Origin of the sequence: Pseudoxanthomonas sp. JBR18 (assembly GCF_028198165.1) — a bacterium.
GTDB lineage: Bacteria > Pseudomonadota > Gammaproteobacteria > Xanthomonadales > Xanthomonadaceae > Pseudoxanthomonas_A.
On sequence record NZ_CP116339.1, the window covers coordinates 3,929,669 to 3,954,926 of the forward strand.

The 25,258-nt window shown below is 65.3% G+C and carries 14 protein-coding genes; 4 read left to right on the top strand and 10 right to left on the bottom strand.

Annotated features, from left to right (window positions below; genetic code table 11):
- The first annotated feature begins 472 nt into the window (after positions 1–472).
- Complete coding sequence (locus PJ250_RS17765) at positions 473–1,543, top strand: endo-1,4-beta-xylanase (RefSeq protein WP_271645935.1); 1,071 nt, start codon at positions 473–475, stop codon at positions 1,541–1,543.
- Between the two features lie 146 nt (positions 1,544–1,689).
- Here PJ250_RS17765 and PJ250_RS17770 read toward each other — a convergent pair whose 3' ends face one another.
- The 4 genes from PJ250_RS17770 to PJ250_RS17785 all read right to left on the bottom strand — a co-directional run bounded on the left by PJ250_RS17770 (position 1,690) and on the right by PJ250_RS17785 (position 10,357).
- Positions 1,690–4,425: a glycoside hydrolase family 3 C-terminal domain-containing protein gene (locus tag PJ250_RS17770; protein ID WP_271645936.1), complete on the bottom strand. Its 2,736-nt coding sequence runs from the start codon at positions 4,423–4,425 to the stop codon at positions 1,690–1,692.
- Between the two features lies 1 nt (position 4,426).
- A complete protein-coding gene (locus PJ250_RS17775) occupies positions 4,427–6,112 on the bottom strand; it encodes a glycoside hydrolase family 43 protein (RefSeq protein WP_271648690.1) in 1,686 nt (561 codons plus the stop codon).
- 151 nt (positions 6,113–6,263) lie between these two features.
- Entirely contained in the window at positions 6,264–8,216 is a 1,953-nt protein-coding gene (locus PJ250_RS17780; RefSeq protein WP_271645937.1) for a sialate O-acetylesterase, read from the bottom strand.
- Positions 8,213–10,357 (bottom strand): alpha-glucuronidase family glycosyl hydrolase, encoded by a 2,145-nt coding sequence (locus PJ250_RS17785; protein WP_271648691.1) that lies wholly within the window; start codon positions 10,355–10,357, stop codon positions 8,213–8,215. Before PJ250_RS17785 ends, PJ250_RS17780 begins: the two co-directional genes overlap by 4 nt.
- 221 nt (positions 10,358–10,578) lie before the next feature.
- Here PJ250_RS17785 and PJ250_RS17790 point away from each other — a divergent pair, with 221 nt between their 5' ends.
- A complete protein-coding gene (locus PJ250_RS17790) occupies positions 10,579–11,658 on the top strand; it encodes a LacI family DNA-binding transcriptional regulator (RefSeq protein ID WP_333909490.1) in 1,080 nt (359 codons plus the stop codon).
- 30 nt (positions 11,659–11,688) lie between these two features.
- Here the strand turns inward: PJ250_RS17790 and xylA are convergent, their stop codons facing one another.
- Positions 11,689–13,026 (bottom strand): xylose isomerase, encoded by a 1,338-nt coding sequence (xylA, locus tag PJ250_RS17795; protein WP_271645938.1) that lies wholly within the window; start codon positions 13,024–13,026, stop codon positions 11,689–11,691.
- Positions 13,027–13,058: 32 nt separating this feature from the next.
- Positions 13,059–14,540, bottom strand: a complete 1,482-nt coding sequence (gene xylB / locus PJ250_RS17800) for a xylulokinase (RefSeq protein WP_271645939.1) — start codon at positions 14,538–14,540, stop codon at positions 13,059–13,061.
- 680 nt (positions 14,541–15,220) lie between these two features.
- Here xylB and PJ250_RS17805 point away from each other — a divergent pair.
- Positions 15,221–16,072 carry an AraC family transcriptional regulator gene (locus PJ250_RS17805; RefSeq protein WP_271645940.1) on the top strand — a complete coding sequence of 284 codons (852 nt, stop codon included), beginning with the start codon at positions 15,221–15,223 and terminating at the stop codon, positions 16,070–16,072.
- Positions 16,073–16,077: 5 nt separating this feature from the next.
- Here the strand turns inward: PJ250_RS17805 and PJ250_RS17810 are convergent, their stop codons facing one another.
- The 4 genes from PJ250_RS17810 to PJ250_RS17825 form a co-directional block, all read right to left on the bottom strand.
- A complete protein-coding gene (locus tag PJ250_RS17810) occupies positions 16,078–16,686 on the bottom strand; it encodes a Fur family transcriptional regulator (RefSeq protein ID WP_271645941.1) in 609 nt (202 codons plus the stop codon).
- Positions 16,687–16,785: 99 nt separating this feature from the next.
- Positions 16,786–18,249, bottom strand: coding sequence for an efflux transporter outer membrane subunit (locus tag PJ250_RS17815; RefSeq protein WP_271648693.1), 1,464 nt, complete (start codon positions 18,247–18,249; stop codon positions 16,786–16,788).
- A gap of 31 nt (positions 18,250–18,280) precedes the next feature.
- Entirely contained in the window at positions 18,281–21,373 is a 3,093-nt protein-coding gene (locus PJ250_RS17820; protein WP_271645942.1) for an efflux RND transporter permease subunit, read from the bottom strand.
- 11 nt (positions 21,374–21,384) lie between these two features.
- The gene (locus tag PJ250_RS17825) at positions 21,385–22,524 is read right to left on the bottom strand and encodes an efflux RND transporter periplasmic adaptor subunit (RefSeq protein ID WP_271645943.1); all 1,140 of its coding nucleotides are present in this window, start codon (positions 22,522–22,524) and stop codon (positions 21,385–21,387) included.
- A 348-nt stretch (positions 22,525–22,872) separates the two neighbouring features.
- Between PJ250_RS17825 and PJ250_RS17830 the strand changes: the two genes are divergently transcribed.
- The gene (locus tag PJ250_RS17830; protein ID WP_271645945.1) at positions 22,873–25,188 is read left to right on the top strand and encodes a TonB-dependent siderophore receptor; all 2,316 of its coding nucleotides are present in this window, start codon (positions 22,873–22,875) and stop codon (positions 25,186–25,188) included.
- The last annotated feature ends 70 nt before the right edge of the window (positions 25,189–25,258 follow it).

The following is a 25,258-nucleotide window of genomic DNA, read 5'->3' on the forward strand; positions in this document are numbered from 1 at the left end:
TCCCCTTTCAACGCCATTGTTTGCGCCACCTCACCGCTCCTGTGTTGGCGAATCCGCAGCAGGATTGCCCGCTTTGGCGGTCCCCGCACCTCGCTGCGCGCAAATTATGATAGCGCTATCATTCAAGGGTCACGCTGCGCAGCAGCAATCGGTTGTGTCTCGCAAACGTTGTCCCCCATGGACGATGCCCTGCCCCTTGCTTTCAGGCTCCGTCCCTATCGCCGCGCAAACGCCCGGGCGCCTGCGGTGCCCTTGATCGAATGATCCATCCAGCCACGGAGCTTGCCGAATGCCGCAACCATCCCAGCCCTCCCTGCCCCACTGCATCGTGCGGCCTGCCGCCAGCGCAGCCAGGACCCTGACCTCGACGCGATCGCGCCTGGGCCGCCCTCGTCTGGCCGTGCTGTCCGCCACCCTGATCGCACTCGCCAGTATCACAGCCAGTGCCGCACAGCCCCAGAGTCCTCAGACCTTGAAAGACGCCTATCGTGGTGATTTCAACGTGGGTGTCGCCATCGGCGATGGCGTGGTCAGCGGGAAAGACACCTGTGCCCGCCAGGTGGTGCTCTCGCAGTTCGACAGCATCAGCCCGGAAAACACGCTCAAGCCCGAGGTGCTGCATCCCAAGCCTGGCGTCTACGACTTCAGCAAGGGTGACGCGTATGTGGACTTTGGGCGCGCACATGGCATGTTCGTGGTCGGGCATACGCTGCTGTGGCACATCCAGACCCCGGCATGGATGTTCACCGATGCGCAAGGCACCTCACTCGATGCCGATGCCCAACTCGCTCGCTTGCGCGACTACATCCAGCGGATTGCCGGCCACTATGCGGGCCGCGTGCAAGGCTGGGACGTGGCCAACGAAGTCATCGACGAGTATGGCGGTTACCGGGAGAGTCCGTGGCTGAAGAATGTCGGCGACGGTGATCGCCTCCTGCGCGAAGCCTTCCAGGCCGCCGCCCGCCATGCGCCGCAGACCGAGCTGTACTACAACGACTTCGATACTTACAAGCCGGACAAGCGCGCCGGGATCGTGCGCTTGGTCAAGATGCTGCAGGCGGCGGGATTGCGCATCGACGGCGTCGGCATGCAGGGCCACTGGGGCCTGGATCGCCCCTCGATCGCGGAAATTGAACAGACCATCGACACCTTCTCCGCGCTTGGGGTCAAGGTCATGATCACCGAGCTGGATATCGACGTCCTGCCGCAGCCTGCCCAGACCGAAGGCATGCCCGCGGACCAGCGACTGGCGCTTCCCACCGACGCGGTCGCGCGCCGCAAGCTGGACCCTTACCCGGATGGCCTGCCCGATGACATGCAACGACGCCTGGCGCAGCGTTACGCCGACCTGTTTGCGCTATTCCATCGCAAGCGCGCGGCCATCTCCCGGGTGACCTTCTGGGGCGTGCAGGACGGCGGCTCCTGGAAAAACGATTACCCGGTCCAGGGCCGCAGCAACTATCCCTTGCTGTTCGACCGCCAGTGCATGCCCAAGCCCGCGCTCGACGCGGTCCTGCGCGTGCCGACACAGCACACCCCCTAGATCCCTGGCGCGGGCGCGAAGGCTGCCGCGCCGTAGATAAAATGCGGAGGCGACGATGCCGGCGTCCCGGGGAGGAACCCGCCGACATCGCCGCACCCGCGCCGGTCATCGCGCATGCGCGGTGACCGGCCGAACGGCGTGATGGTTCAGTCGCTTTCCACGGTCAAGCCGGTGCTGGCGCGAATGTCCGCACTGGATGCGCCAACCTGCACCTCGTAAGTACCCGGTGTCACCACATAGCCCGCAGCGGCCTCGTCGTAGTGGCGCAGGTCCTTGGCCGGCGTGAGTGCAAAGCGCAACTCGCGCGTCTGGCCCGGCTGCAGGTGGACGCGCTGGAAGCCACGCAGGTCCTTCAGCGCCCGTCCCGGCGTTGCCTGGCGTGGACGCAGGTACAGCTGCACCACTTCGTCGCCCGCACGCTGGCCTTGGTTGGTGACCTTGACCGTGGCGGTGAACGTCTCGCTCTGGCCGACGCGATCGTGGTCCAGCGACAGCTCGGAATAGCCGAACTGCGTATAGCTGAGCCCGAACCCGAACGGATACAGCGGTTCGCCGTCGAAGTACCTGTAGGTGCGCCCGGCCATGGCGTAATCGTCGAACGCAGGCAGCGTTTCCTCGGCCTTGTAGAAGGTCACCGGCAGGCGACCGGCCGGGTTGATCTTGCCGAACAGCACGTCGGCCACCGCATTGCCGCCGTCCTGGCCGGGATACCAGGCCACCAAGATCGCTGGCAGATGCGCCTTGGCCCAATCAACGCCCAGCGCCGACCCCGTGGTCAGGACCATCACCACCGGCTTGCCGGTGGCCTGCAGCGCCTCGAGTAGCGCCTGCTGGGTGGCTGGCAGGCGGATGTCGGTGCGGTCGCCGCCGGCAAAGCCCGGGTAATCGACCTTCATCTCCTCACCTTCCACGTCACCGGTCAGGCCGCCGACGAACACCACCACCTCCGCGTCGCGCGCCGCATCCAAGGCCTGCTGCAAGGCCGGCTTGGCGCCCGGCATCGCCCAGCCCAGGCGCACGCCGGCATCGCGTTGCCCGTCGTAGTACTCGAGCTTGATCGCGTAGGCGCGACCGGCTACCAGGGCAAGCGTGGTGCTCTCGGCCTGCATCCGGTCACTGTCCTGCCAGTGGTCCAGCACCAGCTTGCCGTCAAGCCACAGCCGCACGCCGTCGTCGGCGGCTGCCTCGATCCGGTAATCACCGGACACCGGGGGCAGCAGCTGTCCGGTCCAGCGGATGCTGAAGTCGTCGTTGGGCAGCGCCTGTTCGCCGCTGGCCTCGCCACGCGCCATCAAGGTGTCCGTCGGCGAACCGCGGTCCCAGCGGAAGCCGATCTGCGTATCGGTCCGCACCAATGCCGGCGTGCCGGACAGCGTCCGGTTGCGGAAGTACTCACCGCGCAAGCCGCGCTCGGTGGAATCCTCCGACGGACGTAGATACTGCGGTTCGATCAGCGGCGTCGCCGAAGGATCATCGCGGCCCGGCACCAGATCGGCGCCGCGTGCATAGACCACCTGTGCCTGCGGCGCCGCCGCGCGGATGCCCTGCAGGATGGTCACCGGGTTGGCCGGGGTGCCGTAGTAGTTGCCCAGCAAGGCCATGGTGTCGTCGGCGGTTGGGCCGATCACCGCGATGCGGCGCGTCGCTGGCGAGAGCGGCAACACGCCCTCGTTCTTCAACAGCACGATGGATTCCTGCGCCGCCTTGCGCGCCAGCACGTCGTGCGCCGGCGACTGGACCACCGAATAAGGGATCGCGTTCCAGCGCACCTGCTGCGGCGGGTCGAACATGCCAAGTCGCATGCGTGCGGTGAACAGCAAGGTGGCAGCGGCGTCGAGCTCGGATTCGGGAATCAATCCCTTGCGCACCGCCACCGGCAGTGCCTTGGCATAGGTGCTGCCGCAGTTGAGCTCATCGCCGTTCTTCACCGCCAGCGCGGCGGCCTCTTCGGGTGTGGCGACGATCTTGTGGTTTTCCCAGATATCGCGAATGGCCCAGCAGTCGGACATCACGTACCCGGTAAAGCCCCAGTCCTTGCGCAAGGTGTCGCGCAGCAGGAACTGGCTGGCGCTGGCCGACTCGCCATAGACCCGGTTGTAGGCGCCCATCACTGCGTCGACCTGGCCTTCCTTGACCAGGGCTTCGAACGCCTGCAGGTAGGTCTCGTAAAGATCGCGCCTGGACGGATGCACATCGAAGTGGTGGCGGTCGGCTTCAGGTCCGCTATGCACCGCGAAGTGCTTGGCGGTGGCATCGAGCTTGCGGTACACCGGGTCATCGCCCTGCAGTCCGCGCACGAAGGACACCCCCATGCGCGCGGTCAGGTACGGGTCTTCGCCATAGGTTTCCTGGCCGCGGCCCCAGCGCGGGTCGCGGAAGATGTTGATGTTGGGCGACCAGAAGGTCAGCCCCTGGTAGCGGCCACGTTCACCCTGGGCGCTGAAGCGGCTGTACTTGGCCCGCGCCTCGTCGCTGATCGCGCTGGAGACCTGGTCCATCAGCGGAATATCAAAGGTGGCCGCCATGCCGATGGCCTGTGGGAACACAGTGGCGCTGCCTGCGCGCGCCACGCCGTGCAGCGCTTCGTTCCACCAGTCGTAAGCCGGCACGCCCAGGCGCTCGATGGCCGGCGCATCGTTCTGCATCTGCGCGGCCTTTTCTTCCAGCGTCATCGCCTTGACCAGCAACGCGGCGCGCTGCTCGAAGCCCTTGCTGGTGTCCATCCAGGGCCGCTCGGCGTTGGCCTGTGCGTGTACGAGCGATGGCAACGCCAGCAGCGCCAAGGCCAGCGCGCCCGCGCGCAGCCGTGGATGGACCCGCCCTTTCGCTGAAAGCCTCGACGTCGTGGGCGCGCCAAGGCGGACGAAGTATGGGTTGTGCATGTCAGAGATCCTTTCCGCTGGATGGGCGCGGACGTTCGTCGCGGGCGTAAGGCCCGATCATGGCGCCGACAAAACCGCCGGCAACCTCGGTGCTGAGCAGGGTTCCGTCTGCGTCCTGTACCAGCCACTGCAGGCCGTGCCCGTCGTCGTATCCAAAGCCATAGGCGCCGCCGTCGGCCTGCATCTTCAATTGCACGCGCTCGTTGACTGGCTGAAGTCGGTGGCTGGCCACCACCGTGGCCGGCGCATCGCCGCCGCGCTTCTCCAGGAACACCTCGGCATGTGCGCCCGTGCGGCGCACGCCCAGGAAATACCAGAAGCGCTCGTTCTGGAACGCCGCGATTCCCGCAGCGGTGCCGGGCGGCGGCAGCGCCAGCGCGGTGCTGGATTCGAACGCCAGGTGCTGCTGGCGACGGGCCAGGAATGAGGGATTGCCCAGCGTGTCCAGGCCTGCGGCGAGCGGATGGATGGTCAGGCATCCCGGCTGCTTGCGCAGATCGAACCACGGCGCCTTGGGCATCCGCACCTGCATCCAGGCACGCCCAAGTGTTGGCTCATCGAAGTCGTCGCGCCAGCTGAAGTTGCCGGTGTTGGGCGCCTGATCCTGTTCGCCGGCCATGAACGCAGGCCCAGGCACTACGTAGGGAATGGCCTTGCCGTGCGCCAGGATCCGCGGCCAGCCGTCGGTCCAGGTCACCGGCAGCAGATAGGTCTCCCGACCGGTGTTGTAGTGCACGCCGGCATAGTTGCGGCTGGCCAGGAACACCGCCCACCAGCTTTCATCGGGCCCCTGCACCAGATCGGCATGCCCGGCGTTGGTGATCGGCAGGGCGCGCCCGGGCGGCAGGTCACGCTGGGTCAGGATCGGGTTGTCCGGATTGGGCTGATACGGCCCCCATACCTGGCGGCTGCGCAGCACCACCTGCGAGTGCTGCGGGCCGGTGCCGCCTTCGGCCGCGGACAGGTAATACCAACCATCGCGCTTGTACAGATGCGGACCCTCGATCCAGATCGGCTGCTTGGCGGGCTCGACGCCACCATCGATCAGTACCTTGCGTGGACCAAACGGGGTCCGTGTAGCGAGGTCGATCTGCTGCATCCAGATGGCGCGATGCCCCTCATAGCGCGGCGTGCCCTCCGGCGCATCGTTGTTGATCACATAGACCTTGCCGTCGTCGTCGAAGAACAGCGACGGATCGATCCCCTCGATCGACTTGAGCCAGATCGGATCGGACCATGGCCCTGCCGGATCGGTCGCGGTGGCGATGAAGTTGCCCCCACTGTCCACCGCGGTGGTGATCACATAGAAGGTGCCGTCGTGGTAGGAGATGGCCGGCGCGAAGATGCCGCGCGACACGCTGAGCCCATCTAAGTCCAGCTGTGAGGGGCGTTCGATCACGTTGCCGATCTGGGTCCAGTGCACCAGGTCATCGCTTTGGAAGACCGGAATGCCGGGGAAAAAGGTGAAGCTGGAATTGACCAGGTAGAACTTGCCCCTGGCCGCCACCACGCTGGGATCGGCATGGAACCCGGCCAGGACCGGGTTGCGGAAGCTGCCAGGCGGCACCGTGCCTTCGAAGGCCACGTCACGACCGGTGTACGCAAACCAGTCGAACACCGCATCCGGCGCTGGCGGATCGGACGATGGCGCGCCGGCCCAGGCAGCGCCAAGCGCCGCGACAAGCACGACGCCCAGCACGCGCGCGGCCCATCGGCGAGGTCGCGATGATCGTCTGGTGGGACGTGGCCCTGCCGCGCCACGCCGGGCGGCGGGTGCAATGAAGCCAGTCGATTGGGCGATCGGGGTTGCGCTGATGGTCATGGCAGTGCCGCGGCCTTCATGGGATGGGAAGTTCGAACGGCCCGGCCGGCAAGCCGTTTCCGTCGTAAAGGGTGACCACCGGGCTGTCGGCCCAGCCATAGCGCACGCGGGTGGCCTGGTCAGCCTGTTCGGCGCGCAGCAGCACCTGGTCGCCCTCGATCCGGGCACTGGCATAGCGGCAACTGGCCTGGGTGGCGCCGCAAACCTCGAACCCCACCGGACCCAGACCGCCATAAGCGACCAGTCCGGCTTCCACCTGGCCAAAGCGCACCGAGACCGCATCGCCTTCGTGCCGAGCCGTCAGCGGCACCGGGCCGGACGCCGGCATCGCTTCGCCATAGACCACGTGCCGCGCCGCGCGCGCCAGCCGCCGGCCCAGCTCCTGCTTGTTTGCAGGATGGATGTCGCCACGCTCGCCAATGTCGATGGCCACGGCCAGCGCCGAATGGGCGTCCTGCGCCACTGTTGCGCGCTGCGCCTCGCGCAGTTGTGCCCATTCGCTGGCGCCAGGCCGGATCGGCGCCGGGCCGAAATTGGCCAGTTGTACGACCAGCAGCGGCAAGTCCTTGCCGAAGTAGGCGCGCAGGTCGCTGCGATAGTGGTCCAGCAACCCGGCATAGCGCGACGCTTCGCCCGTATTGGACTCGCCCTGGTACCAGAGCGCGCCACGCAGGCCGTAACCCGCCAGGGGCGCGACCATGCCGTTGAACAAGGTGCTCATGCCCGAGGCCGACATCCACGGCGCCGTTGGCGGATTTCCAATTTCCTTGGGAACGGTGCGGTAGTGCCAGTCGGCCAGCGGCACGCGCGTCCCGTCGGCCAGCACCAAGGCCTGGCGCGCGGCCGGGCCGCCGATCCCGCCCAGTCGATAGGTGTTGACGACGTTGACCACCACCGTGTTCCGGCCCGCATGCAGGGTGCCGCTGGGCAAAGGGTAATGCCGGCCGCTATCGGCTCCGTAGCCGCTGCCGGCCACGACGCCATTGACCCAGGCCAGGTCGATCTCATCGACCGGCCCCAGTTCCAATGCCGCCGCCTGCGCGGCCTGGCCGGCATCGAGTTCCACCATGGCGCGATACCAGGCCACGCCGACCACGTCCGCCAGTGCCGGCGCCAGCCACTGCGGGGAAGGCGTGGCCGCGGTCCACGGCCCTGGCGCATCCGGCTTCCACGGCGCATCAGTGGCCTGACCAGCAAGGCCTTGCCACCAGTGTTGCCACAGCGCCCCCCAGCGTGCCGTGCCGGCCGCCGGATCGCGCGCGTACAGGGACAGCACGTCCAGCGCCGCATCGTGGCCGCCCGCCTGACGCAAGGCGTCCTCGCTCATCCAGGCCTCGATTCTCGAGCCTCCCCAGGACGCATTGATCAGCCCCATGGGCACGTCCTGGTGCTGCTGCAGCTCGCGCGCGAAGTAGTAACAGGCCGCGGAGAAGTCCGCCACGCTTTGCGGCGTCACGGGCTTCCAGCTCAGCGCCGCCTCGAACCCAGGCTTGGGCATGGGGCTGCTGATCTTGGGAATGGTCAGCAGGCGCATGCGGTCGTTGCCGGCGCCACCAATTTCCGAAAGCGCGTCCAGGCTGCGATTGACCGGTAGTTCCATGTTGGATTGGCCGCTACACAGCCACACATCGCCGACCAGCAGGTCTTGGACACGCTGCACCTGTCCTGCGGCCTTCACTTCCAGTTCGTAAGGACCACCGGCGGCCAGGGCCGGGAGTTGCGCCCGCCACGCGCCGTTGCGATCGGCACGCACACGGACCGTGCGATCGGCCATGCGCAGCTGGATGTTTGCGCCAGCCTCCGCTTGGCCCCAGACCGGGATGGGTTGGTCGCGCTGCAGGACCGCATGGTCCTGGAAGGGCGCTGCCAACAACGACGCGGCGCTGGCCGGGAGGGTGGCCAGCGCCGCACCGAGGACAACCAGGTGAGCCACAACGCGGCAAGGCAAGGCACGGGGAAAGCCGCTCATTGGGTGTTCCCCGGCGCAAACGGAAAGGACAACGACGTGTAGTAGGACAGCGGGTGCGATGGTGCTGGCTCGCCAGGCGGCAACGGACGCTGGCTGAGGCTCTGGAAGTACGCCACGCAGGCATCGCGCCACCACATGGCCTCGCGCTGCTGGATTGCCAGGAAGGCGGCCACTTCGTCATGGCGCTGCGGATCGATCTGGCCAGAGAGCGATGCCCAGGTCGCGCGCATGGCCTTGACCTCATCCACGCCGTGCCCGTAGCGCTGCACCAGCGCGGCCCATAGGGTCTGGCCGGAGCGCATGCGATAGTCCCAAGGCAGGTGGTGAAACCACAGCAGATATTGCTCGGGCACCTGGGACAGGTCGGCAAACCGACGCGCCACGGGCGCGGCGTACTGGGCCACGGCGTTGCTGCCGCTGGCGGTGCGGTCAAAGCCGATCCCCCGCGCGTCGGCCCGGTGGTAGTACACCGGATCCCAGTCGGGCCGCTCGCTGCCCGCGTCCCATGGTGCCGGGCCGTAGTGATGACCACGGCCCATCAGGTGCGCCAGCCCCAGCGGCGTCATGTAGTCGACCGCCGCCTCGCGCGATCGCATCATCATCGACACCACCGGCTGCACCACCTGCGGCGCGTTGGAGAAGGTCATGCGCACCCAGTCATCGGCCACCTGGCGCGCGTCGGCCATCGGGTTCCAGGCCATGCGGCCGAACACATACCAGTTGGCCTGGTCGAACTGCGAGCCGGTCCAGTTGCGGTCGCTGCCGACGTTGGCTACGCCCGCCATGCCGCTGATGCCGGCCTGCTGCAGCGAGCCGTCGATCACCCGTGCCACCGTCGACCCCCTGCCCTGCGCGTAGGTATCGGCGCGCAGCGTCTCCTGATACAGCGGCCCCAGGTACACCAGGTGCGTGGCGAACCCCAGGTACTCCTTGGTGATCTGGAACTCCATCATCAGCGGCGTGCGCGGCATGGCACCGAACAGCGGATGAAAGGGCTCGCGCGGCTGGAAATCGATGGGGCCGTTCTTCACCTGCAGCAACACGTTGCGACGGAACTCGCCATCCAGGGGCACGAACTCGTCGTAAGCCTGCTTGGCACGATCTCCTGCGTCTTCGTGCGCATAGACGAACGCGCGCCACATCACCACGCCATGATGCGGCGCCAGTGCATCGGCGAGCATGTTGGCGCCGTCGGCGTGGCTGCGACCGTAGTCCTGTGGGCCCGGCTGCCCTTCGGAATTGGCCTTGACCAGCAGCCCGCCGAAATCCGGAATGGCGCGATAGATCGCGCTGACCTTGTCGCGCCACCAGCGCCGCACCTGCGGGTCCAGCGGGTCGGCCGTGGTCAGCCCGCCGATCTCCATCGGTGCGCTGAACCTGGCGCTCAGGTAGATGCGGATGCCGTAGGGGCGCATCACGCGCGCCAATGCCGCGGCCTTGGCCAGGTACTGTGGCGTCAGGCTCTGGGCACTGGCATTGACGTTGTTCAGCACCGCGCCGTTGATGCCAATGGACGCGTTGGCGCGTGCATAGTCGGTATATCGAGGATCCAGCCAATCGGGCAGTTTCTGCCAGTCCCAGAGCGACTGTCCGGCGTAGCCGCGCTCGACGCTGCGGTCCAGATTGTCCCAATGGTCGAGCACGCGTAGTTGCAGGTCGGGGCGTTCGCGGACCGCCAGCGTCTGCGACAGCTGCGTGGTCTGCAGCAGCCGCAGCAGGTGGAACACACCATAGAGCGTGCCGATGTCGTCGTTGGCTGCCACCACGATGGCGGCATGGCCGTCGATCTTCGCGCTGCGGATCAGATAGCCCTCGCGGCCCAGGCCCTCCAGCGGCAGCTTGAGCGTGGCGATGTCGGGAGAAGACGCCGGTGTGCCCACCACGATGGCGCCGCCAGCCTTCACCGCGTCGAGCCGCTCGGGCCCTTGGTCAAGCAGTCCTTCAAGACCGCGCAGCAATTCATCGCGTGCGGCCCGCTGGGTCGCTGTTTCAGCCGGCGCCAGCACGCCACGCGCAAGCGCACGGTATGCAGGCAGGACCGTGGCCGGCAGCGACCGATAGCGTAGCCACAGGTCGTAGCCGTCCTCGGCGTGGGCCGATTGAACCGACATCAGCAAGGCCACCGCCAACAGGCAGGTGATGCGCCAGACGCGTCGGCAGCAGCCCTGGTTCACGGAAATCCCCCCTCCGCACGGGCCAGGCAGGCCGGGAAACTGTCGCCGCTGAAAGCCGCTCCCGCTACCATGGATTTGCCAGGGACCGACCGGCCGGTCCCCGGCCACCGGCACCGCCTGCCCTCGCCCGTCCCCAACCCCGCAGCTCTGCTGCGCCGGCGCCAACGAACTACCTGGAAGGTCCTGCCTTGAACATTCCCAAGAAATCCGTCCGTCGCAAGGGCCGCGCCACCACCATCGACGAGGTCGCCGTGCTGGCCAAGGTGTCGCCGATGACGGTCTCGCGTGTGGTCAACGGCAAGGGCAATGTCCGCGAGGCCACCCGTGCCCGGGTGCTGCGCGCCGTGGACAAGCTGGGTTACACGCCCAACCTGGCCGCCAGCACGCTCGCGGCTGCTCAGAACACGCGCATCGCGTTGATCTACACCAATCCCAGCGGCGCCTACCTCCGTGAACTGCTGGTGGGCGTGCTGCACGTCGCCTCGCGGACCGCCATCCAGCTGGTCATCGACTACTGGGACGGCCTCGACCCGGAAGGCGAGCGGCTTGCCGCCCGCCGCCTGGCCCGCGGGGTATCCGGCGTCATCCTGCCGCCGCCGCTGTGCGAGTCCGAAGCCGCCGTACACGAATTGGTGCGGGCCAAGGTGCCCGTGGTGGCCATCGCCTCGGGACGCTTCAGTGACCGCATCAGCTGCGTGCGCATCGACGAATTCGGCGCCGCGCGCGAGATGACCGAGCACCTGATCGCCGCCGGCCACCGGCGCATCGGCTACATCCGCGGCCGTAGCGACATGACCGCCAGCGAGCATCGCTTCGAGGGTTTTCGCGCCGCGCTCGATGCGGCGGGCATTCCCTTGGACCGACATCTGGTGCAGCCCGGCGAGTACACCTATCGCTCCGGCATGCTGGCCGCGGAAAAGCTCCTGTCCCGCCGCATCCCGCCCACCGCCATTTTCGCCAGCAACGACGACATGGCCGCCGCTGCGGTGTCGGTGGCCCATCGGCGCGGACTCGACGTGCCGCGCGACCTGTCGGTGGTGGGCTTCGATGACAGCTCCTCGGCCACGACGGTGTGGCCGGAACTGACCACGGTTCGCCAACCGATCGAGACCATGGCCGACTCGGCCGTGGACATTCTGCTGCGCAGCATCCGCAGCGGCGAGTCCAGCGAACGCAACATCGTCAACGAAGTCTTCGCCCATCAACTGGTGCAACGTCAGTCGGTGGCACCGCCGCTCGACGCGGCGGTCCCCAAGGGCGGCAAGTAGCGAAAGCGCCATGGCCGCTCCCTGCAACGCTCAGCGCAGCAGGTATTGGTTGACCAGGTTTTCGTAGGCTTCCTGACGGCCGCTGGTCTGCGCCGGCTCGCCGTTGCCGCGTGCGTGCTCTGCCAGTGCGGCCAGATCCAGCTTGCCCGACGCGAAATCCGCACCGGCGCCGCTGTCGAAGCTGGCATAGCGTTCCTTGCGCCAGGCTTCCAGCGGCGAGGACTCCAGCAGGGCATGAGCCACCTCCAGGCCGCGTGCGAACGCATCCATGCCGCCAATGTGCGCGATGAACAGGTCCTGCGGATCGGTCGACTCACGCCGCACCTTGGCGTCGAAGTTGAGCCCGCCCGGCGCCAGGCCACCCTGGCGCAGCACCACCAGCATGGCACCCACGGTGTCGTACAGGTCGCTGGGGAACTGGTCGGTGTCCCAGCCGTTCTGCGGGTTGCCGCGGTTGGCGTCGATGCTGCCCAGCATGCCGGCATCGGAGGCCACCTGAAGGTCATGCTCGAAGCTGTGTCCGCTCAGGGTGGCGTGGTTGGCCTCGATGTTGAGCTTGAAGTCCTGGTCCAGGCCGTGCTGGCGCAGGAAGCCGATCACCGTGGCGCTGTCGAAGTCGTACTGGTGCTTCATCGGCTCCATCGGCTTGGGCTCGATCAGGAAGTTGCCCTTGAAGCCAATGCTGCGACCGTAGTCGCGGGCCATGGTCAAAAAGCGCGCCATGTTGTCCTGCTCGCGCTTCATGTTGGTGTTGTGCAGGCAGGCATAGCCTTCGCGGCCGCCCCAGAACACGTAGTTCTCGCCGCCCAGTTCCACCGTGGCCTCGATGGCCGCCTTGACCTGCACGCCGGCGCGCGCGACCACATTGAAATCCGGGTTGGTCGACGCGCCATTCATGTAGCGCGGGTGGCTGAACAGGTTGGCCGTGCCCCACAGCAGCTTCATGCCGCTGGCGTCCTGGCGCCGCTTGGCCTGGGCCACCATGTGCTTGAGGTTGGCCTCGTACTCACCGATGTCTTCGGCATCGGGCGACAGGTCGATATCGTGAAAGCAGTAGTACGGCACGCCGAGCTTGGTGAAGAACTCGAACGCCGCGTCGGCCTTGGCCTCGGTGCGCTCCAGGGGCTTGCCGGGCGCATCCCACGGATAGTTGCGGCTGCCCGGGCCAAACGGATCGGCGCCGTTGCCGCAGAAGCTGTGCCAATAGCACACCGCAAAGCGCAGGTGCTCGGCCATGGTCTTGCCGCCGAGCTTCTTGCCCGCGTCATAGACCTTGAAGGCCAGCGGGTTGTCCGAGCCCAGCCCTTCGAAGGGGATCGAGCCGATGCCGGGGAAGTATTCTTTGGCGCCAATCAGGATGTTGCTCATGTCCGTATCCTCGTGTTCTTAGGGGAATGCCATCAGGCGTCGCGCGGGCTGATCGCCCGCAGATTTGAAAGGAAGTGCTGGTAGGCATCCCGATACGCTTTCGCGCGGCCCGGGTCGGGCTGTGTGGACAGGGAGGCATCCACCTGCAGATGCTCCAGCACCACCGTCGCGAGTTCGTCGTCGCCATCGCCGCAGGCCCACAGCGCCTGCAACGCCGCGCCAAACGCCGCGCCTTCGGGCTGGTTGGGCACGTGTACCGGCAGTTCGAATACATCGGCCACCATCTGGCGCCACTGCGCGCTCTTGCTGCCGCCACCAGTGAGCAGGATCGTGTCGAACTGCAGTCCGGCGTCGACGAAGGCGTCAAAGCCATAGCGAATGCTGAAGGTGGCCCCTTCCATGGCGGCGCGATACATGTGCGCGGCGGTGCCGTTGTGAGGATTCATGCCGAACAGGCAGCCGCGCGCCTGCGGTAGGTCCGGCGTCCGCTCGCCGTTGAGGAAGGGCAACATCGATAGGCCGTCGGCACCCGGTGCCGTGCCTGCGATCGCGTCCTCGCACTGTGCGCGGCTCATGCCGAACATGCGCATGACATGTTCGGTGGCCACGGTGCAGTTCATGGTGCAGATCAGGGGCAGCCAGCCGCCACTGGACGAGCAGAACGCGGCCCAGCGCGCCGCTTGATCCACCACGGGCCGGTCGGCATACGCGAACAGGGTGCCCGACGTGCCCAGACTCATGGTCAGCCGTCCCAACGTGACATTGCCCGTCCCAATGGCCGCCATCATGTTGTCGCCACCGCCGGTGGTCACGCGCACATCGCCCGGCAACCCCAGTGCGCTGGCGGCGGAGGCGGAAAGCGGGAACGTGGTCCCCGCCTCGACCAGGGCTGGCAGGGCCTGGCGCAGATCGCGCTCCGGATCGATGGCACGCAGCATCTCCTGTGACCACGTGCGGGTGCGCACATCCAGCCAACCGGTGCCCGATGCATCGCCGGCCTCCATGAATCGCTCGCCGGTGAGCCAGAAGTTGATGTAGTCATGCGGCAGCAGCACGGTGGCCATGGCCGCATAGGCCTCCGGCCGGTGCTGGCGTGTCCAAAGCAATTTGGAGGCCGTGTAGCCGGTCAAGACCGGGTTGCCGGCGAGCGCGACACTGCCCTGCGCGCCGCCCAGCGCGTCCATGATCTCCTTGCACTGCGCGTGGGTGCTCGTATCGCACCACAGCTTCACCGGCGCGGTGACCTGGCCATCGGCCGCGACCGGGACAAAGCCGTGCTGCTGCCCCGAGACCGCGATCCCCCGCACGCGATCGCGCAGTTCCGGCGCGACGGCGCCGAAGCAGTCGATGATGCCGTCGATCCACCACTGCGCCAGCTGCTCACGGGTTCCGTCGTCTTCACTGATCAGCTCCAGCGCAGACGAGGTGGTGGCCACCACTTCACGCAACTTGGGGTCGTAGACCACCAGCTTCACGCTCTGCGTGCCCACGTCCAGGCCGACATACAGGCTCATGCCATCTCGCCCTTCTGCCCGATCGAAATGCCCCTCGCCCGGAAAACTGTTAGCGCTATCATTTGCTCCTCCAAAAAAAGACGGAAAGACCTGCCATCCGCCGCGGATCGATACTTGCCAAGACGCGACTCTAAGCAAGAAGCCGGCAAAAGCCATGCTGCAGCGCGCCAACCGCGCTTGGTGGCCCTTCCGCTTGGGCCCGGGTAGAACAGCGCCGTTCGACCCGTCCACCGCATCAGCCGCGGATCGACGTCATGACCCCATCGGATCTGATCGAGCCTCTCAATCCAGGGCGGGCACGGCATGCAACGCCCGAAAGAATTCGGATTCGTTCACGTGCCGAATTCAGCGTGCTTGCCGTGACCGGGGCGGAAGGTGCGCGAAGAATGCAATGGCTCAAGCCGGGCAGCGCGTTCCCGCGGGCCCGGCTGCTAAAGCTGCCCTTGATGGACGCCATGCGTTCGGCAGCAGATGTCCATCGAGCACCGAGTCGTCGAAGCGGATGTCCAAGTCCTGCCCGCCTTCCATCGGCTATCCAGGCGTTAGCCGGGGAACGCGGAAAGCGACCTCGACACGGGCGGGAATGCTCAGAGATGGCTGGACGGCATTGTGCAATTTGATCAGAATATTACCCGATTCGGCCAGCGGCCTCACCTCCAATGCGAGGATCAACACACACCATGTCCAGTGTTGCCATTAGTGACGTGATTGTGCCCAGGGACGTCGACAGCGTCCCTCGCCCCGTCGTGGCCTTGAGCGCCACATCGGTGACAAAGGACTGGGAGAATGCGCAGCATCGGCACCACAAGGCGCAGCTGATCTACTCCGTTCGCGGCGTCCTGAACTGCGAAATCGAAGACGGTGTCTGGATCGTGCCGCCGCAGTGCGCGATATGGATACCGGGAGACCTGTCCCACGCGGCGCGGGGTGCGGGTGAGACGGAATGCTATTGCCTGTTCGTCGAGCCAGACGCCGCACCGGATCTTCCGAAAACCTGCTGCACGATTTCGGTATCGCCCTTGCTCCGCGAGTTGCTATTGAAGGTCGCCGGCTTTCCTGAGCTATACGCACTGGGGGGACGGGAAGACCGATTGATTGCCGCGTTACTCGATGAGTTGGTGGCAGCGCCGGTGGAAGACCTGCATCTGCCCATGCCGCGCGACCCACGGTTGCGCCGCCTCGCCGAAATGATGCTGGCCGATCCCACGGACAAGACCTCAAAGGCCGATTGGGCTATCCGCATTGGCATGAGTGAGCGAAGCATGAGCCGTCTCTTGCTGCACGAAATTGGAATGAGCTTCGGGCGCTGGCGTCGGCAACTGCATGTAATTCTTGCGCTTCAACGCTTGACCAAGGGCGAGAGCGTGCAAACCGTGGCCTTGGAACTGGGGTACGAGAACGCCAGCGGGTTCGTGACCATGTTCCGCAAGGCGGTGGGCAAGCCTCCTGCACGTTATCTCTCGGAACGCGTGAGCGGCAGGGAGCTTGCTTCCGTGCCTGGCATCATGCTTCCCGATGAAATCTCCTCCTGACGGGATCAGGCTGTCCTGGCTCGGGACAAGCGGCCACCCTCCATCGTCAGTTGACCTCCCTTGCGGAGCTGCCGACATTTCGCACACGTCGTGGTGATGGTAAAGACCGACTCCTCGTCGATGGCAAAGCCCTCCGCGGATGCCAGCGACCGCAGGTGTTCACGCAACGCCAAGTCTTCGATGAAGACCAGCCGCGCGCCACAATGACATCGAAGTGTGCCGCACTGTTCGTTCGACGCCTTCGGCTTGATTGCATAGAACGCCCGCCCACGCGCGCCTTCCGTGCGAATCAACAATCCAGCAGCACATAAATCATTCAGAGCCCGGTAGATCGATCCCAGCGTGAGCCTTTTGAATTGTGTGCCGAGGATAAGATACGTCTGACTGGCATCGAGACAGCTCGGGGCTGCCCTCTCCAAGGCACTCAACACACTGGCACGAGTGACCGTCGCGCGCAGCCCGGTAGCCGCCAAACGTTGTTCCTGAGACAACGGCGGCGATCTGGCATCGTCACGGACTTTCGCAGCCTGTTTGTGTTTGCCTGATGGCAGCTTCTTGCTACCGAATGATGCAATCAAGTCAACGATCCGACGCGAGTCATCGTGCGGCTTCATATCGTTATTCCTTCGCCATGCCAGACCTCGGCTGTTTCGCAACCCAAAGCCGCCTGGCTCACGGTTGGTCTGGGCGCCAGCGCAACGGCGACTGCGACGTCACCGCCTCGCCGGCGCCTGTCCAAGCGACTGCGACGCGGCCTGTTCCCATCCGCCACCAAGCGCCTTGAACACACTGATGCGTGCGGAGCCCACTCGCTGGTCGGCCGAAGCCAGCTGCGACTTCGCCTCGATCAAGCTGGTCTGCGCCACGATCACGTCGAGATAGCTGATGGAGCCGGCCCGGTAGCGCTGGTCAGCCAGCCGGAAGGCGTTTTCGGCCCGGTCACGCGCCTCGACCAGGGCATCGCGCTGCTGCATCGCCGCGCGATAGCTGCTCAACGATTGCTCCGACTCTTTCAGTGCGTTCAGCACGGCACCATCGAAACTGGCCAACGATGCTGCGTCTTGTGCCCGCGCCTGTGCGATACGACTGCGTGCCACGGTCGTATTGGGGAACGTCCAGGAAATCAGCGGACCAACGGAGAACGACCAGGTGCGATTGCCCTTCAGGGAGTCGTTGCGCAGGTAGTTGCCCGAGGCGCCCAGCGTGACGTGCGGATATAAGTCAGCGACGGCAATGCCGATACGGGCGGTGTCGGCTGCCAGTTGGCGTTCGGCCTGACGTACGTCAGGCCGACGGCGCAGCAGCGCAGTGCCATCGCCGACCGGCAACGCACCGGCAATCTCGGGCGCCTTGGTGCAGGTACGCGCGGATTCCGGCACTTGCGAGGGCGTACGACCCATCAACGCGGCTAGCTCGAACAATGCGGCGTCGCGCTGGCCTTGCATTGGCGGCAAGGCGGCTTGAGCCTGAGCCAGCGTGACGCCAGCGCGCTCCACATCCAGATGCGATGCGGAGCCAGCGCGCTCCTGGCTGCTGACGATATCCATGCTGCGCCTGGCCAGCGCAATGAAAGAGTTCGCGACGTCGATGGATTCGCCATAGCTGCAAGCGTCCACATAGGCCCGCGTCGTTTCAGCAACGACCACCACCCGGGCGGCATCGTAGGCAGCGGCGACTGCCTCGGTGTCGGCACGTGCGGCCTCGATGTCGCGCCTGACCCGGCCGAACAGATCGACCTCATAGGAAACATCGAGCCCGCCGGTGTAGCTCCACTGTTTGGGAGCTTGGCCGGTGCCCGTCCAGGTGGTCTGGTCGCGTCCGTAGCCTGCGCCTGCCGATAGGTTGGTCGAGGGCAAAAGCCCGCCGCGCGCTTCCTTGTAGATGGCCCGCGCGCGATCGAGATTGGCCAGTGCCACGCGCAGATTGGTATTGGCTGACAATGCTTCCTGCAACACGTCGTTGAGTGCGGGATCGTTGTACAGCTTCCACCAGTCGGCGGGCAGCGCTGCGGCGGCATCCGTGTCAGATGATTGGCTGACAAAGGGCCCGGCTGCGGTTTTCGGCAACGCCGGGGCATGATAGTCAGGGCCACTGGCGCAACCGGCGACGAGCGCAGCGATGGCAGCCGCCAGGGAGGTCGTACGCCACGCACGAAGCGCTGGCCGGCGCGGAGCCATAGTCCCTGCTTCAACGTAGAGAGATAGCAACTTAGAGTTCGACACTGGGAGCCTCCGCAGTAGCAAGTTCACGAGCGCGAGGGCTTTCCGCTGCCGCACGATGATCCTTGGCGATGAAGCTGTAGATGGTGGGCAAAACGAACAGCGTGAAGAAGGTGCCGATCAGCATGCCCATCACCACGACGATGCCGATGGAGAAGCGACTTTCCGAGCCCGCGCCGTCGGCGAACAGCAACGGCACCAGACCCGCAACCATCGCCGCCGTGGTCATCAACACGGGACGCATGCGCACCGCCGCGGCCTTCTCGATGGCTTCGATGCGGCTCACGTTGTCGTGGTGCTGGATATGGTTGGCAAAGGTGACCATCAGGATGCCGTGCTTGGAAATCAGACCGATCAACGTGACCAGCCCGATCTGCGTGTAGATGTTGAGCGTCGCAAAGCCCAGCCACAGCGGCACCAGCGCGCCGCAGACGGCCAGCGGCACCGTCACCAGGATCACTAGCGGATCACGCAGGCTTTCGAACTGAGCCGCCAGCACCAGGAAGATGACCACCAGCGCAAAGCAGAACGACACCAACAAGCGGTTGCCCTCCTGCACGAACTGGCGGCTATCGCTGAGCCAGTCCACGCTGGTGCCGGGCGGCAATTGCTGCGATTGCAGGAACTTCACCGCTTCGCCCATGCTCACGCCCGGGGCCGGCAGCATTTCCAGCGTGGTCGAGTTCATCTGCCCGAACTGGGTGAGCTGGTTCGCCTGCGGCCGCATCTCGACGTGAGCCACGGTCGACAGTGGCACCAGCGCGCCGGAGGTCGCCTTGACATAAAACCGTCCGAGGTCTTCCGGCGTCATGCGCTCGCCGTCACGCACCTGTGGAATCACGTCATAGGAGCGGCCGTGGAAGTTGAAGCGATTGACGTAATTCCCACCGACCAGCACGGCCAGGGTATCGGCGACGGACTGCATGGTCACGCCCATCTCGCTGGCTTTCGCATTGTCGACGGTGATGTGCGCCTGCGGACTGTCGTAGGACAGGTCGTTTTGCACATAGAGGAACAGCCCGCTGGCATAGGCCGCCATCTTGAGCTTCTCGCCGGTCTCGTAGAGCGTCTTGAAGTCGTCGGGTGAGCGCAGCACCATCTGCACCGGCAGGCCTCCGCTGGATCCTGGCAGCGGGGGCAACTGCACGGCGGTCAAGGTCTCGCCGTCGATGGCGCCACCGGCCGCCTGGATCTGGCCCTGAATGTCGGCAGCCGACCGCTTGCGCTGCGACCAGTCCTTGAGGATCGCGCCACCGAGCATCATGTTCTGGCCGCCGGCGGAGTCGCCGATATTCATGAAGCTGCTATCGAACTCGGGAATCTGCTCGAACAGCTTTTCGATCTGTTGAGCATAGCGGGCGCTGTAGCCCACCCCGGCATATTGCGGCGCCTTGGTGACGACGATGACGACGCCCTGATCCTCCGTGGGCGCCAGCTCGCGGCGGGTGCCGGTGAACAACACCACGATCGCGACCAGCACGACCGCGCCAACCAGCAGCACCGCGCCGCGCGCGGCCAGGGTGTGGGCCAGCAGACGCCCATAGAATGCCGTCAGCCGTTCCATGGCGTGTTCGATCCGCTTCGCGAGCCTTCCCTCGCCCTGCTTGGAGTTGAGCAACATCGAACTCATCACCGGCGAGAGCGTCAGTGCGACGATCCCCGAGACGATCACCGAACCGGCCAGCGTGAAAGCAAACTCCTTGAACAGCGCGCCGGTGAGCCCGCCCATCAGGCCGATGGGCGCATAGACCGCCGCCAGCGTGATCGTCATGGCGATCACCGGCCCGATGATTTCGCGAGCGCCGAGCAGTGCCGCGCGCACGGGCGTCAGTCCTTCCTCGATGTGGCGGTGGATGTTTTCCACCACGACGATCGCATCGTCCACCACCAGGCCGATCGCCAGCACCATCGCCAGCAGTGTCAGCAGATTGATCGAGAAGCCGCAGGCCAGCATCAGCGCCGCCGTGCCGACCAGCGACAGCGGGATGGTGACCACCGGGATGATGACGGCGCGGAAGGTGCCGAGGAACAGAAAGATCACCACGATCACGATCACGATGGCTTCGATCAGCGTGTGTTTCACCTCCTCGATGGACGCGTTGACGAAGCGTGCCACGTCGTAGTTGGGGGCCACGCTCAGCCCCGGCGGTGCCATCGCGCGGATCTTGGGCAGCAGTGCGTTGGCGTTCTTGACGATCTCCAGCGGATTGCCATCGGGCGTCGGCTGCAGGGCGACGAAGATGGCAGGCACGCCGGTGGCGAACGACAGATTGTTGTAGTTCTGACCACCGACTTCCACCGTGGCGACATCGGACAGCCGCACCACGCCGCCACCGGTGCTGGATTTGACGACCATCTGGCGGAAGTCATCGACGCTGCGCAGATCGGTGGCCGCGCTGATGTTGGTGACGGTCAGCGAACTCTTCAGTTGGCCCGGCGCGGCTTGCACGTTATTTGACCGCAGCGCGGCCGAAATCTCGCCGGCCGACAACCCATGCGCCGCCAGTCGCACCGGGTCGATCCAGATACGCATGGCCAGCGGCTGGCCGCCATAGACATCGGCCGAGGCAACACCCGGAATGCTGGTAAACAGCGGCTGCGCCACGCGGGACACGAAATCCGAGACCTGCGGGATCGAAAGGGTCTTGCTGTGGAAGGCGATGTACTGCACCGCCGTGCCGCCTTCGGTGGACTTGCTGATGACTGGATCGGTGACACCCGCCGGCAACTGGTACTTGACCTGCTGCACCTTGGCGAGGATTTCCGTCATCGCGCGATCGGCGTTGGCGTTGAGCACCAGGCGCGCCTTGATCTCGCTCTTGCCTTGCGTGGTGGTCGAACTGAGGTATTCGATGCCGCTGGCGGTGGCGATGGACTGCGCGATCGGCGTGGTGACGAAACCCTGCATCACGTCCTGGGTCGCACCCGGGAGCGTGGTGCTGACCGTGATGGTGGCGTTTTCCAGATAGGGATACTGCCGGACGGGGAGCAGGAACACGGCGGTGGCCCCCATCAGCAGGATCAACAGGCTGACGACCAGTGCAAGGATGGGTCGGCGGATGAAGATGTCGGTGAAATGCATGGCGCCGTCCTCTACCGTGTACCAGCGGCAGAGGCGACCGTTGGAGCGGCGTGCGGCGCTGCGGCCGCCGCCGCATTGATCTTCACCATCGCACCGGGCGGGAGCCGATTCTGGCCGGCCATCACCACGATGTCGCCGGCCTTGACGCCCTGGGTCACAACGACGTCTTCGCCGAGTCGCCGACCGGTGATGACCGGCACGGTGACCGCCTTGCCGACTCCCTGCGCATCGGCGCCCTGCACGAGCACCACGCTGTCACCGGAGGCGGATGTCTGGATCGCCGTCAGCGGTAATACGATGCTGTCGGTCGTCGTGGGCAGCGCCAGCCGCGCCGTGGCGTACATCCCGGACTTCAGGAGATGGTCGGCGTTGGACAACAGGGCCTGCACGGCCACATTGCGCGTTTCATCGTTGATGCGTGGCTCGATGCTGGTGATCCTGCCGGTGAACACCTTGCCCGGTGCGGCATCCACCGTGACCCGCACCTGCGCGCCCGGCGTCAGCTTGGCCAAGTCCTGCTGCGGCAGGGTGAAGTCGATGTAGAGCGGATCGAGTTGGGTCAACGTGGCGATCTCATCGCCAGCGTTGAGATACTGACCGGGATTGATGCGGCGGATGCCAAGCTGGCCGGAAAACGGCGCGCGGATGGTTTTCTGCTGGATGCGCGCGTCCAGTTGCCGCACCGCCGCGAGTGCTTGGGCAGCTTCCGCCTTTCGTTGTTCGAGCATTTCGCGCGGCTCGGCGCCGGTGGGCGCCAGTTCCTGCGAGCGCCGGAGTTGCAGTTGGGCGAAATCGGCCTTGGCCGCCGCTGCGGCACGATCCGCTTGTTCGGGGGCGTCATAGAGCTGCACGAGCGCCATGCCCTCCTTCACGGTCTGGCCCGCCTCGAAATGAATGGCCGTCACGCGGCCCGACGTATCGGGGGACAACAGCACTTCGCGCACGGCTTGCAGGTCGCCAACGGCCTGCAATTCCTCGGCCACGCTGCGAGGCTCGGCGCGGATCGTCGAAACCGGCAGCGGCGGCATGGCGTGTTGTTCAGCGCCTGCGCTGTGAATGGTGCGCCAGGCATAGAGCAGGCCGAACACCACGACGAGGCCAACAGCGCTTAGGACAAGGGGCTTGGCACGGGAGACGGCGGCGCGGCTCATGGATTTCCCTCAACGACCGCCGGTGCCGAGGGCACGTGCGGCCGACTGCGCATCACCACCATACAAAGCCAAAGAGGGGACATAACGGGATTCCTCGGTCAGGACAAAGTGCTTGTTTCGGCCGGCCAAGCACTCGAGCTGAGGCGCGGCAAACCGCGATCGAGCGCAGCGTACTCACGCGAGCCAAGCGCAGCATTGCGAAACCAGGTCATAATGTTTTTCATTACGGCCAATTCGCCGCCATCGCCGCTTCTGGCCTAAATGGACAAGAACCTGGCCTGATTTCGCCATCGCCACAGGGCGTCAATATTGTTAAATACGGCTCCTAAATGCGAATGAGTATTGTTCATGGCTGACCCCACAACGGACGGGAAATCTCGCTGGCCGATCGATATGGATACAGGCCCCGGCACCGTCCCCCCTCGTCTGAATGGCCGCTACAAGGGCGCCATCACGGCCACGCCGCGGACCCGGTTGAGCGCTGCCGTTGCGGCCGCAGTTCTTGTTTGCGCACAGGGCGCATCCGCGGCCGAGTCAGCACCGTTGCAAACCAAGACGGGCGAGGCGTCTCAAGAGGCGACCGCCTTCCCGGCCCTCACCGTCAAGGGCCACATGGATACGGCGACCACCGAAGGCACTGGCCTCTACACCACCGGCGAGACGGCTGCCGCTACGCGCATGCCGCTGTCGATGAAGGAAACACCGCAGGCAATGACGGTGATCACGCGCCAGCACATGGACGACCAGCAGTTGAATTCGGTGCAGGACGTGCTGGAGAACACCACCGGCGTCGCGCCGTACCAATCCGACAGCGAACGAACGAGCTTCTATTCGCGCGGTTTCCTGATCAACAACGTTCAGTACGACGGCATCCCCACCGTCGTCGGCGACATCGTCAGTGGGAGCGGCATCGGCTCGATCGACACCGCGTTCTATGATCGTGTCGAGGTCGTGCGCGGCGGTTCCGGCTTGTTGACCGGCACCGGCAATCCGTCGGCCGCCATCAATTTGGTGCGCAAGCGACCAACCCGCGACTTCTCGGCCGCCGCCTCGCTCGGTGCTGGGAGCTGGGACACCTACCGGAGCATGGGCGACATCTCGATGCCGTTGACCGAGGACGGCCACATCCGTGCGCGCCTCGTAGGAACGTACCAGGATGGCCACTCCTACCTCGACAGCTACAAACCGGAGAGGAAGTCGTTCTACGGCATCATCGAGGCGGATCTGACCCTGGACACGACGGCGAGCCTGGGCTATGAGTACCAGGACATCACGCCAAAAGGCGCCACCTGGGGAGGATTGCCACTCTGGTTCAGCGACGGCACGCAGGCGGAATATTCACGTTCCAAGACTTACGCGCAGGACTGGAGCCGTTGGGACAATACCCTCAAGACGGCGTTTGCCGAGATCGAGCACCGTTTTGACAACGACTGGAAACTGCGTGCTATCGCCAACCAGTACCGCACCGAATCCAATGCCCAACTGGCCGGTCTGGTCGGCAGCCCCGATCGCGCCACAGGACTGGGCTTTTTTCCCTTCGGCGCTTATCCAGTCGCACTGGCCTCCGAAGCACGCAGCCGTCAAAACACGTTCGACGTGATGGCGAGCGGCCCGTTCGAACTGTTCGGCCGCCAGCATGATCTGGTGGTGGGTGCCATGAGTTCGCGCCGTACGGGCAACCAAGAGGATATCGCGCCGTTCTATGCGGCCTTGACGCCGGTCAATGTCTATGACTTGACGCCCGCCCTACCCCGGCCCGACTTCGAGGCCATGCCTTGGATACCGACCCGCACCCAAGTCAAGCAGAGCGGTTTCTACAGTGCGGCCCGCTTCTCGCTGGCCACGCCGCTGAAACTCATCGTCGGTGGCCGCCTGAGCAATTACGAAATCGACGACAACGCCAACGGCAGTTCGTTGCACTACAAGAAGAGCGGAGAATTCACTCCTTATGCGGGCCTGATCTACGATATCAACAAGACTTATTCGGCTTACGTCAGCTATACCGGCATCTTCAACCCGCAGACCGACTATCGAGACAGCAACGGCAACGTGCTCGCGCCGTCAAAGGGAAAAACCAAGGAGATCGGCCTCAAGGGCGCTTACATGGACGGGCGTCTGAATGCGTCGGTGGCCTTGTTCGAGACCAACCTGGACAACGCGGCACAGATCGTCGCGGGCACCTATACCCCAGCCGGTGGCCAAGCCTACAAAGGCGCTGACGGGACGAAGTCGCGCGGGATCGAGCTGGATCTGCAGGGTGAACTGGCGCGTGGCTGGAACATTTACGCAGGCGTCTCCCACTTCACGGCGCATGATGGCGATGACGTCCGCCTGAACTCGCAGTTGCCGCGTACGACGGCCCAGTTCTTCACTACCTACCAGTTGCCCGGAGACTGGAGCAAGTTGACGCTGGGCGCAGGCACCAAATGGCAAAGCCGGTTCTACCAGGCGCCCAACAGCGGCACCAGTTCGCTGGGCGGGGAGCAGGGTTCCTATGCGCAGGTATCACTGATGGGGCGCTACTCCATCACCAAGCGGACCAACGTCGCCGTCAACGTCAACAACGCCTTTGACAAGAAGTACGCGCTACAGAAGGGCGACTTCGACACCGTGGGTTATGGCGCACCACGCAATGTGATGGTGACGCTGAACTATCGGTATTGATTTGCGCTGAGACGAACGCTTCAACGGCTGGAAATCCTCGGCCCTATCACCATTGATTATCGAGAAAACG